Below are 10,628 nucleotides of genomic sequence, written 5' to 3'. Positions count from 1 at the left end.
GGCCAGCGGCCGGCACTACCGTCACAGGTCAACCGCGATTGACCTGCGCATAGACAGTGGAACTCATGCCGAACAGCTTGATGAAGCCTTCAGCCTCTTCCACGCCCCAGTCGGCCGACTGCGCGTAGGTGGCACCCTTGGTGTTGAGCAGGTGCGGCGACTTCACCGCCACCGCATCGACGCGGCCGCCACGGGTCTCCAGCACCACTTCACCGTTGACCTTGGCCTGCGAGGACTTCAGGAAGGCTTCGATGTCGGTCTTCAGCGGGTCGTGGTAGAAGCCTTCGTACACCAGCTCCACCCACTTGCGCGCCACGTCCGGCTTGAAGCGGTTCTGCTGCTTGGTCAGCACGGCGTCTTCCAGCGCGCGGTGCGCGGCCAGCAGCGAGACCAGGCCCGGCGCCTCGAACACGATGCGGCCCTTCAGGCCGATCACGGTATCGCCGGTGTAGACGCCGCGGCCGACGCCATACGGGGCGAACAGCTTGTTGAGCTGGGCCAGGATCTGGTCGCCCGGCAGCGCCTTGCCGTTCAGTTCGACCGCTTCGCCTTCGACGAACTTCAGGGTCACGGTCAGCGCCTGTTCCGGCCATTCGCTGCGCGGCGAGCACCAGCCACGCGCGCCTTCGCCCGGGGCTTCCCAGCGATCGATCTCGCCACCGGACATGGTCACGCCCAGCAGGTTCTCGTTGATGGTGTAGGCCTGCTGCTTGGCGCGCACGCCGAAGCCGCGTTCCTCCAGGTACTTCTGTTCGTAGGCACGGGTCTGGGTGTGTTCCTTCTGGATCTCGCGGATCGGCGCGATGATCTGGTAGTCACCCAGCGCCTTCACCGCCAGGTCGAAGCGGACCTGGTCATTGCCCATGCCGGTGCAGCCGTGGGCGATGATGTTGGTGCCCAGTTCAGCAGCACGCTTCAGCGCGGCATCGACGATCAGGTAGCGGTCCGAGACCAGCAGCGGGTACTGGCCCTGGTAGCCTTCGCCGGCCCACACGAACGGCTTGACGAAGCCTTCCCAGATGGCCGGGCCACCGTTGACGGTGACGTGGCTGGTCACGCCCAGCTCGGCGGCGCGCTTCTCGATGAAATCGCGCTCTTCATCATCGACGCCGCCGGTGTCGGCGAACACGGTGTGCACGTTGTAGCCGCGCTCCTGCAGGTACGGCACGCAGAAGCTGGTATCGAGGCCGCCGGAGAAGGCGAGAACGACGTCTTTGTTGCTCATGGGGGTCAGGTCCACTTGGTGATGAGATTTCGGTAGAGCCGACCGCTGGTCGGCTGAAATGTTGGATGCGCCGCTGCGGGAGCAGCCGACCAACGGTCGGCTCTACCCCTTGTTTGACTCAGCGCCCGGCAACCGCGGCCATGATCGCCTTCTGCACATGCAGGCGGTTCTCGGCTTCGTTGATGGCGATGCACTGCGGCGAATCCATCACCGCGTCGGTGGCCTTCACGTTGCGGCGCAGCGGCAGGCAGTGGCTGAACACACCGTTGTTGGTCAGCGCCATCTTCCGCTCGTCGACGATGAAGTGCTTGAACTGGTCGCGGATCGGCTTTTCCGGTTCCCAGTTGCCGAAGAACGGCAGCGCGCCCCAGCTCTTGGCGTACACCACGTCGGCACCGGCGTAGGCGCTGTCGATGTCATGGCTGATCTTCAGCGAACCACCGCTCTCGGCCACGTTCTGCTCGGCCCAGCCCATGTAGCGCTCGTCGAGGATGTAGTCTGCGGTCGGGCACAGCAGGGTCACGTCCATGCCCATGCGGGTGGCGATGGTCAGCGCCGAATTGGCCACGGCGGTGTTCAGCGGCTTGGGGTGGTAGGTCCAGGTCAGCACGTACTTCTTGCCACGCAGGTCCTGGGTGCCGAAGTGCTCCTGCAGGGCCATCACGTGGGCCAGTTCCTGGCACGGGTGGGTGATGGTCTCCATGTTGATGACCGGCACCGGCGAGTACTTGGCGAAGCTGTTGAGGACGATGTCCTGGCGGTCGTAGGCCCAGTCCTGGAACTTCGGGAACGCACGCACGGCGATGATGTCGCAGTAACGGCCCAGCACCTTGGCCACTTCCGCGATGTGCTCTTCCGTATCGCCGTCCATCACCGTACCGAGGTTGAACTCGATCGGCCACGCATCCTTGCCCGGCTGCAGCACCACTGCGTGCGCGCCGAGCTGGAACGCGCCCAGTTCGAAGCTGGTGCGGGTGCGCATGGACGGGTTGAAGAACACCAGCGCGATCGACTTGCCCTTGAGCTGGTCGCCGAGCTTGTTGCGCTTGAACAGCGCGGCCTGGGTCAGCAGCGCGTCGAGCTCGCTGCGGCTCCAGTCCTGGGTGTTCAGGAAGTGCTTGGGGGACATCATCTTTCCTTGCGTGGCGGCGCCGGGTTCGACGCGGTGGAAGGGAAAAGCAGGAACCAAAGGTGGAACGAAAAGGTTGCAGTTGCAGCTTTCAGAACGCAGAAACGAAAAAACCCAGCCGGGCGGCTGGGTTTTTTTCGGACGAACAGCAAAAAGCTCCGGTTACCCAGCGAGGATGTGGGGTTCCGGTCGACGCGCACGCGAGGTCATGCCCGACGCCTGTCGGGCTGCGCTGCTGTCGTGCTGGAAGTCGGTGAGCTTCATGGTCATCCATCTTTGCATGCGGCCGGGGCCGGCGCAAGGGGCCGGGGTCGCAGAATCAGGGATTGCTGGCGGTGCCCTGCTCGGGGCCGACCCACGGGGTGATCGACACCCGGATCTTGAGCCGGTTGCCGGGGTCTTCCGGCAGCCGCGAGCGGTACTTGGTGCCCTTGTAGACGTAGTCCACGTCGTAGGCGATGGGCCGGCGGAATTCACGCCCCACCGGCACGATGCGGCAGTCGCGGGTCAGCATCGGCCCATTGTTGGCCGGCGCCGGGGCCGGCGTCTCGGCGGCAACCTCTTCGGACGCCTCTTCATCGCTGCGCTTGAACATCGAGCGCACCGAGTCCCAGAAGCGGCTGATCCGGCCCTTGTCCTCGACCGGCTCCTCGCCGGTCACGTTGACCGGGGCCAGGGTCCGGGTCGAGACCGGCTCGCAGTGCTCCTCGGTGCGGGTCGCGCGCAGGGTCTGGAACACCGGCTCGACGTTCAGCACCTGGGCATAGTCGAACTTCACGTTCTCCACGATCACCACCCGGTTGCGGGGCTCGGCCTCCTGCGCCAGCACCACGGCGGGCAGCGCCGACAGGCAGGCCAGGGTCAGCAACGCGGTGGATTTCATTGGCGATGGGAGCAAGGACACGGCAATAGTGTAGGCAGTGACGAGCGCAAGGGGCTGAACATTACCCGTCCACGCCGCTCCTGCCCACCCCACCTTGGGAGAACCCGCGTCCAGCGGTGGCAGCCAGTGCCCCCAAAGGGGCCGACACGTTCTAAAATCGCAGGCTTGTCCCCCAGCCACAGCCCCATGACCCTGCGCCTGCACAACAACCTGACTCGCCAGCTCGAACCGTTCACCCCGCTCGATCCGGCCTGTCCGACCCTGTATGTGTGCGGCCCGACGGTCTACAACTACGTGCACATCGGCAACGCCCGTGGCCCGGTGGTGTTCGGGGTGCTGGCCGACCTGCTGCGGCGGCGTTTCGGCGCACTGCGCTACGCCCGCAACATCACCGACGTCGACGACAAGATCAACACCGCCGCGCGCGAACAGGGGGTGCCGATCAGCACCATCACCGACCGCTTCGCCGCCGCCTACCGTGAAGACATGGCCGCGCTGGGCGTGGTGCCGCCGGACATCGAGCCGGAAGTGACCGCGCACATGCCGCAGATCATCACCATGATCGAGCAGCTGATCGCCAGCGGCCATGCCTACGCCGCAGAGGGCCACGTCCTGTTCGCGGTGGCCAGCTTCAACGGCTACGGCAAGCTCTCGCGCCGTGACCCGGAAGAGATGCTGGCCGGTGCCCGCGTCGACGTGGCCCCGTACAAGCGCGACCCCGGCGACTTCGTGCTCTGGAAGCCGTCCAGCGACGACCTGCCCGGCTGGGAATCGCCGTGGGGCCGCGGGCGCCCGGGCTGGCACATCGAATGCTCGGCGATGGCCGCCGCGCACCTGGGCGAGACCATCGACATCCACGCCGGCGGCGTCGACCTGCAGTTCCCGCATCACGAGAACGAGATCGCACAGAGCGAGTGCGCCCATGGTGGCAAGATCTTCGCCCGCTTCTGGCTGCACAACGGCATGCTCAACTTCGGCGGCGCCAAGATGAGCAAATCGCTGGGCAACATCGAGCGCGTGCACGACCTGGTGCGCCAGCATCCGCCGGAGGCGCTGCGCCTGGCCCTGCTGTCGGCCCACTACCGGCAGCCGCTGGACTGGTCCGATGGCCTGATCGAGCAGTCGGTGCGCACCCTGGACCGCCTGTACGGCACCCTGCGCGAGCTGGCGTCGATCGAGGCCAGCGCGGTGATCCCGGCCACGGTCGAGGCAACCCTGGATGACGACCTGAACACACCGCAGGCGCTGGCTGAAGTGGCCCGCATCGCGGCCGACGCTCGCCGGGCCACCGATCCGGCCGAACAGGCACGCCTGAAGGGCGAACTGCTTGGCGCCGGCCTGGCGCTGGGCCTGCTGCAGGCCGATCCGGCGCAGTGGTTCGGTACCGCCGCCGGCGCTGACGGTGACGATGCGCGCATCCAGGGCTTGATCGACGAGCGCGCCGCGGCCAAGCAGGCGCGCGACTTCGCCCGCTCCGATGCCATCCGCGACCAGCTGGCCGCCGAAGGCATCGTGCTCGAAGACACCCCGCAGGGCGTGCGCTGGTCGCGCAAGCGCGGCTGACCTGCCCTGCCCCGTGGCCGGTCTGCCGGCCACGCCCCCACTGTAGAGACTGTCGTGACCGATTCCCCGTTCCCGCTTGAACCCACCGCCGCCGAGGCCCAGACCGCCATCGCCGAGGAATTCGGCTTCTTCGGCGACTGGTCCGAGCGCTACCAGTACCTGATCGACCTCGGCCGCAAGCTGCCGGCCTTCCCGGAGGAATGGAAGACCGAGGAGCACCGCCTGCTCGGCTGCCAGTCGATGGTCTGGATCGTGCCGGAAGGCAACGCACAGTCGCTGCGCTTCCACGCCATCAGTGACTCGGCCATCGTCTCCGGCCTGATCTTCCTGGCCCTGCGCGTGTATTCCGGGCGCTCCGCGCAGGAGATCCTGGACACCGAACCGAGCTACATCCAGGACATCGGCCTGGCCCGCCACCTCTCGCCCACCCGCAGCAACGGCGTGGCGGCGATGCTGGCCTTCATCCGCGAGACCGCGCAGGCCCAGCTGCAGCGCGATCCGTCGTGAGCGAACCTGCCACGGCCGAAGACACCGCGCTGGGGCTGCTGTCCCGGCCCGGTTTCGCCAGGCTGCTGGCATACCGCATCTTCGCGATGCTGTCCTACCAGGTGGTCGCGGTCACCGTCGGCTGGCATATCTACGAAGTCACCCGCAATCCGTTCTCGCTGGGCCTGGTCGGCCTGGCCGAGGTACTGCCATTCTTCTGCGTGGCGCCGTTCGCCGGTTACCTCGTTGACCATCTGCCGCGGCGCCGGCTGGGCATGGTCGCCTGCTCCGGGCTGATCGCCACCGCGCTGGTGCTGACCAGCGTGGCCAAGGGCTGGCTGCCCTTTGAGGGCGTGTGGCCGATCTATGCGGCCATCGCACTGACCGGCATGGTGCGCGCCTTCCTGTCGCCGATCTACAACGCCTTGTTTGCCCGCGTGCTGGCCCGCGACCAGTTCGCGCGTGGCGCCGGCCTCGGTGCCGTGGTGTTCCAGGCCGGCATGGTGGCCGGTCCGGCACTGGGTGGCGTGCTGGTCGGCTTCGGGGGCAAGGGCCTGTCCTATGCGGTGGCCACGGTCTTCGCGCTGGTGGCGATGGGGTGCCTGGCCACGTTGAAGGTGGAAGAACCGGTGCACACCGGCCCGGCCGCACCGATCTTCAGGAGCATCGCCGAAGGCGCGCGCTTCGTGGTGGGCAACCGGATCATGGTCGGCGCGATGGCGCTGGACATGTTCTCGGTGCTGCTGGGTGGCGTGGTGGCGATGCTGCCGGCGTTTCTGCACGAGATCCTGCACCACGGTCCGGAAGGGCTGGGCATCCTGCGCGCGATGCCGGCGCTGGGTTCGGTGTGCGTGGGGCTGTGGCTGGCCCGGCACCCACTGCACCGCAATGCCGGCCGCGTACTGCTGTTCGCGGTGGCCGGTTTCGGCCTGTGCGTGATCGGCTTCGGGCTGTCGCAGCACTTCTGGTTGTCGGCGCTGATCCTGCTGTTCTACGGGGCGTTCGACGGCGTGTCGGTGGTGATCCGCTCGACCATCCTGCAGCTGGCCACGCCGGAGGAAATGCGCGGGCGGGTGTCGTCGATCAACGGCATCTTCATCAGCTCGTCCAACGAACTGGGCGCGTTCTACGCCGGCACGATGGCCCGGCTGCTGGGCCTGGTGCCGGCGGTGGTGCTGGGTGGGTTCGCGGTACTGAGCGTGGCCGGGATCACCGCGTGGAAGAACCCGACATTGCGGAAGTTGAATCTTCGCGACCTGCAATAGCTGTTCTGTAGAGTCGAGCCATGCTCGACTCTACAAAAGGCAGGAAGCCCAACAAAAAACCCGGCCGAGGCCGGGTTTTCTGCATGACCAGACAACGGCCGGGAATCAGTCGCCCTGCTGCTTCTGCAGGTGCTCCCAACGCTCCTGGGCGTCGATGGTGCGCTCGGCGGTCAGGCGCGCTTCCAGGCGCTCCAGGCCGATCTCTTCACCGGTATCCACGCAGTAGCCATAGTCGCCGGCTTCCAGGCGCTTGAGGGTGCTGTCGATCTTGCCGATCAGCTTGCGGTAGCGGTCGCGGGTACGCAGTTCCAGCGAGTTCTCGGTCTCGCGGGTCGCGCGCTCGGCTTCATCGCCGATGTCACGCACTTCCTCGCGCAGGTTCTCGATGGTCTGCTTGGACTCTTCCACCAGGTCCGCACGCCAGTTCTGCAGGCGCTGGCGGAAATACTCCTGCTGCAGCGGGCTCATGTACTCCTCTTCCGAGGACGGCTTGTAGCCAGCCGGCAGGATCGGGCGGCCGGTGGCCTCGTCGGTCTTGTACTCGACCACCTTGTACTTGCTGCGCGGGGCCGGTGCAGCCGAGCGGGCGGCGACGGCCACGGCAACCTTGCCGACAGGGCGCGACACGGTCTTCGGGGCGGAATCGGATTTCACGGCGGTTTTGGCAGGCGATTTCGAAACGGGCACGGGATTCTTGGATTGCGGGGCCTTCGAAGCAACAGGTGCGGCGGCCGGGGCCGGCTTGGGGGCCGGTTGGGCTGCTGCCACTGCCGCGGTCTTGGCCGGGACAGGCTTGGCCGGGGCCGGCTTGGCAGCCGGCTTCGGTGCGGACTTCACTACTGGGGCCGGGCTCGGCTTGACGGCCGGCGCAGCAACATTCTTGGTGACCTTCTTTACAGCGGCAGGCGTGGCCGCCGGTTTAGCCGCAGCCACCTTCTTCGCTGCAGGCTTGGCGACCGGCTTGGCCGCAGCCTTCTTCACCACCGCCTTCGGCGCCGGCTTGGCTGCTGCCTTCTTCGCTACCGGCTTGGCTGCGGCCTTCTTGACCGGCGCAGCCTTGCTGGCAGCCTTCTTCACCACCGGCGCCTTCTTGCTGGCAGCGGCAGGTTTGGCCTTGGCGGGCGCGGCGGCCTTCTTCGCCACCGGCTTGGTTGCCTTGACCGGCGTTTTCTTTGCGGTGGCCTTCCTGGCCGCCGGTTGCGAGGACGCTGCCTTGGTCGCCGGCTTGCTGGCCGGTTTCTTGGCAACGGGCTTTGCCGCCAACTTCTTCACAACAGGCTTGGCGGTTTTCTTGGCGGCCGTTGCGGCCTTCTTTGCAGTTTTTTTAGCAGCCACGAAACGCTCTTCCTTGGATTCCCCGGGGCCCGGGAAAGCGGGCCTTTATAGCCTACCCGACCCGCAGCAGCAACCTCAGCGGCCCTGCTCCATTCAGTCCTGGAGCCAAGCCAGCCAAGGGGCGGTCCGACGAACACGGACCGCCTCGCGCGGTACGGAACCTGGCCAGCACCCGAAGGTGCTGGTACCGGTCGCAGGCCATCGGCGACATGCGACCAACGGCCCATCCTGCACAAATGCGGCCTTCATGCCAACTGGCATAAGATGACTGGGTGATCTCGCGCCTGCTCATCGCCCTGCTGCGCTTCTACAAGCGCTTCATCAGCCCCTTGCTGGGGCCACGCTGCCGTTTCGTGCCGAGCTGTTCTGAATACGCGATGGAAGCCATCTCGCGGCACGGACCGCTGCGCGGCAGCTGGCTGGCTGCGCGCCGCCTGGGACGCTGCCACCCGTTCCATCCCGGCGGCTTCGACCCCGTGCCCGACTCTCCCAACGCCCCCTCTTGCCGTTGCACAGGAAAACACTGACATGTCCTCCACCCTCATCACCAACGCCCGCATGGTCAACGAAGGCCGCACCTTCGACGGCGACCTGCGCATCGAGAACGGCCGCATCGCGCAGATCGGCAGCGGGTTGACGCCGCGCGACGGCGAGCAGGTGGTGGACGCGGCCGGGCGCTGGCTGCTGCCCGGCATGATCGATGACCAGGTGCACTTCCGCGAACCGGGCCTGACCCACAAGGGCGACATCGCCAGCGAATCGGCTGCCGCCGTCGCCGGTGGCCTGACCAGCTTCATGGACATGCCCAACACCAATCCGCCGACCCTGGATTCGACCATCCTCGAAGCCAAGTACGAACTGGCGCGCGGCCGCGCGTGGGCCAACTACGGCTTCTACCACGGCGCCAGCAATGACAACCTGGAAGCGATCCGTGCGCTGGACCCGAAGAAGGCGCCCGGCGTGAAGGTGTTCATGGGCGCTTCGACCGGCAACATGCTGGTGGACAACCCGGAAACGCTGGACGCGATCTTCCGCGAATGCCCGACCCCGATCATCACGCACTGCGAAGACACGCCGATGATCGATGCCAACCTGAAGGCCTTCCAGGAAAAGTACGGCGACGCACTGACCCCGGACATGCACCCGGACATCCGCTCGCGCGAAGCCTGCATCAAGTCGACCCGGCTGGCGATGTCGCTGGCACGCAAGCACGGCACCCGCCTGCACGTGCTGCACATCTCCACCGCGGACGAGCTGGCGCTGTTCGAGAAGGGCCCGCTGATCCGCGCCGACGGCAGCCGCAAGCAGATCACCGCCGAAACCTGCGTGCACTTCCTGCACTTCGCACGCCCGGACTATGCGACCAAAGGCAACCTGATCAAGTGCAATCCGGCAATCAAGGAAGTGTCCGACCGCGAGGCGATCACCGCCGCGCTGGCCGATGACGTGCTGGACGTGCTGGCCACCGACCACGCCCCGCATACCTGGGAAGAGAAGCAGAAGCCCTATGCGCAGGCGCCGTCGGGCCTGCCGCTGGTGCAGTACGCGCTGGTAGCCGCGCTGGAGCGCGTGCACGAAGGCAAGCTGACCCGCGAGCAGGTGGTGCAGAAGTTCGCCCACGCCCCGGCACAGCTGTTCGATGTCGAGGAGCGCGGCTTCCTGCGCGAGGGCTACTTCGCCGACCTGGTGCTGGTCGAGGACGTGCCGTTCACCGTCAAGCGCGAGGACGTGCTGTCCAAGTGCGGCTGGTCGCCGTTCGAAGGCACCACCTTCCGTTCGCGCATTGCCTCCACCTGGGTCAACGGCCAGCAGGTGTGGGACGGCAGCAAGCTGGTGGGCGAGCCCGCCGGCCAGCGCATGACCTACGACCGCTGATGCGCCCGGCACTGATGATCGGGGCGCTGCTGCTGGCCGCGCCCCTGTTTTCTGCACCCCCGGCGCAGGCACAGGATGGCATCGGCAGCCTGATCGACAGCCGCGTGGTGTTTCCGGCCAGCGCGTCGCAGGGCGCGCTGGTGATCGGCAAGGTGCCCGCCGGCAGCCGCGTGCAGTACGCCGGCCGGCAGTTGCGGGTGAGCGGCTATGGCAGCGTGGTGTTCGGTATCGGCCGCGACGAGAAGGGCCCGCTGCGCGTGCAGGTGCAGCGCCCCGATGGTGGCAGCGAGACCGCGACCATCGCGGTGACGCCACGCGACTGGCCCACCGAACGGGTCAACGGCGTGCCGCCGAAGACGGTCAACCCGCCACCGGCGATTGCCGAGCGGATCAAGCGCGAACAGGCGCAGGTGACTGCCGCGCGTGCCCGCGATGACGACCGCACCGACTTCACCCAGACCTTCATCTGGCCGGTGCAGGGCCGCATCAGCGGCCGCTTCGGCAATGCGCGCGTGTACAACGGGCAGCCCGGTGCAGGTCATTCCGGCATGGACATCGCGGTGCCGACCGGCACGCCGGTGAAGGCGCCGGCCGCCGGCATCGTCACCTTCGCCGGTCCGGACCTGTACCTGACCGGTGGCACGCTGCTGCTCGACCACGGCTTCGGGGTCAGCTCCAACTTCCTGCACCTGTCGCGCATCGACGTGAAGGTCGGTGACCGTGTCGAACAGGGCCAGGTGATCGCCGCCGTCGGCGCCACCGGCCGTGCCACCGGCCCGCACCTGCACTGGGGCATGAACTGGTTCGATACCCGCATCGATCCGTTGCTGGTGCTGGAACGGAAGTAGCGGTAGTGGGGGGGGCGCG

Annotated in this window: 10 protein-coding genes; 6 read left to right on the top strand and 4 right to left on the bottom strand. The window is 67.0% G+C overall.

Annotated elements, in window-relative coordinates; genetic code table 11:
* Nucleotides 1–28: 28 nt before the first annotated feature.
* From QRO93_RS12420 to QRO93_RS12410, 3 genes are all read right to left on the bottom strand, one after another.
* Nucleotides 29–1,225, bottom strand: coding sequence for an argininosuccinate synthase (locus tag QRO93_RS12420; protein WP_053450318.1), 1,197 nt, complete (start codon nucleotides 1,223–1,225; stop codon nucleotides 29–31).
* A gap of 118 nt (nucleotides 1,226–1,343) precedes the next feature.
* Nucleotides 1,344–2,354 (bottom strand): N-acetylornithine carbamoyltransferase, encoded by a 1,011-nt coding sequence (locus QRO93_RS12415; RefSeq protein WP_180880707.1) that lies wholly within the window; start codon nucleotides 2,352–2,354, stop codon nucleotides 1,344–1,346.
* 319 nt (nucleotides 2,355–2,673) lie between these two features.
* Entirely contained in the window at nucleotides 2,674–3,237 is a 564-nt protein-coding gene (locus QRO93_RS12410) for a hypothetical protein (protein ID WP_049458277.1), read from the bottom strand.
* A 186-nt stretch (nucleotides 3,238–3,423) separates the two neighbouring features.
* On the opposite strand from QRO93_RS12410, the gene cysS reads away from it, so the two are divergent.
* Genes cysS through QRO93_RS12395 form a run of 3 tightly spaced genes read left to right on the top strand, consistent with a single transcriptional unit; the run spans nucleotide 3,424 to nucleotide 6,551 of the window.
* Nucleotides 3,424–4,800: a cysteine--tRNA ligase gene (gene cysS, locus QRO93_RS12405; RefSeq protein ID WP_180880709.1), complete on the top strand. Its 1,377-nt coding sequence runs from the start codon at nucleotides 3,424–3,426 to the stop codon at nucleotides 4,798–4,800.
* A gap of 54 nt (nucleotides 4,801–4,854) precedes the next feature.
* Complete coding sequence (locus tag QRO93_RS12400; protein ID WP_049458275.1) at nucleotides 4,855–5,307, top strand: SufE family protein; 453 nt, start codon at nucleotides 4,855–4,857, stop codon at nucleotides 5,305–5,307.
* Entirely contained in the window at nucleotides 5,304–6,551 is a 1,248-nt protein-coding gene (locus tag QRO93_RS12395) for an MFS transporter (RefSeq protein WP_006457191.1), read from the top strand. Before QRO93_RS12400 ends, QRO93_RS12395 begins: the two co-directional genes overlap by 4 nt.
* A gap of 105 nt (nucleotides 6,552–6,656) precedes the next feature.
* Here the strand turns inward: QRO93_RS12395 and dksA are convergent, their stop codons facing one another.
* Entirely contained in the window at nucleotides 6,657–7,886 is a 1,230-nt protein-coding gene (gene dksA, locus QRO93_RS12390; RefSeq protein ID WP_180880711.1) for an RNA polymerase-binding protein DksA, read from the bottom strand.
* A 272-nt stretch (nucleotides 7,887–8,158) separates the two neighbouring features.
* Between dksA and yidD the strand changes: the two genes are divergently transcribed.
* From yidD to QRO93_RS12375, 3 genes are read left to right on the top strand one after another with little or no spacing between them, the layout of a single operon-like run.
* The gene (gene yidD / locus QRO93_RS12385) at nucleotides 8,159–8,413 is read left to right on the top strand and encodes a membrane protein insertion efficiency factor YidD (RefSeq protein WP_006457236.1); all 255 of its coding nucleotides are present in this window, start codon (nucleotides 8,159–8,161) and stop codon (nucleotides 8,411–8,413) included.
* 1 nt (nucleotide 8,414) lies between these two features.
* On the top strand, nucleotides 8,415–9,761 hold the full coding sequence (locus QRO93_RS12380) for a dihydroorotase (RefSeq protein ID WP_006457238.1): 1,347 nt from the start codon (nucleotides 8,415–8,417) through the stop codon (nucleotides 9,759–9,761).
* Nucleotides 9,761–10,609, top strand: coding sequence for a M23 family metallopeptidase (locus tag QRO93_RS12375; protein WP_053511829.1), 849 nt, complete (start codon nucleotides 9,761–9,763; stop codon nucleotides 10,607–10,609). The genes QRO93_RS12380 and QRO93_RS12375 overlap by 1 nt, the downstream gene beginning before the upstream one ends.
* Nucleotides 10,610–10,628 lie beyond the last annotated feature (19 nt).

Origin of the sequence: Stenotrophomonas maltophilia group sp. Smal17 (assembly GCF_030237045.1) — a bacterium.
Classification (GTDB): Bacteria; Pseudomonadota; Gammaproteobacteria; order Xanthomonadales; family Xanthomonadaceae; genus Stenotrophomonas; species Stenotrophomonas forensis.
This window is presented reverse-complemented; position numbering and strand designations above follow the sequence as displayed.

Excerpts from the sequence above, each read along its gene's own strand:
- QRO93_RS12420 (WP_053450318.1), bottom strand. The coding sequence starts at position 1,225 with ATGAGCAACAAAGACGTCGTTCTCGCCTTCTCCGGCGGCCTCGATACC.
- QRO93_RS12415 (WP_180880707.1), bottom strand. The coding sequence starts at position 2,354 with ATGTCCCCCAAGCACTTCCTGAACACCCAGGACTGGAGCCGCAGCGAG.
- QRO93_RS12410 (WP_049458277.1), bottom strand. The coding sequence starts at position 3,237 with ATGAAATCCACCGCGTTGCTGACCCTGGCCTGCCTGTCGGCGCTGCCC.
- cysS (WP_180880709.1), top strand. The coding sequence starts at position 3,424 with ATGACCCTGCGCCTGCACAACAACCTGACTCGCCAGCTCGAACCGTTC.
- QRO93_RS12380 (WP_006457238.1), top strand. The coding sequence starts at position 8,415 with ATGTCCTCCACCCTCATCACCAACGCCCGCATGGTCAACGAAGGCCGC.
- QRO93_RS12375 (WP_053511829.1), top strand. The coding sequence starts at position 9,761 with ATGCGCCCGGCACTGATGATCGGGGCGCTGCTGCTGGCCGCGCCCCTG.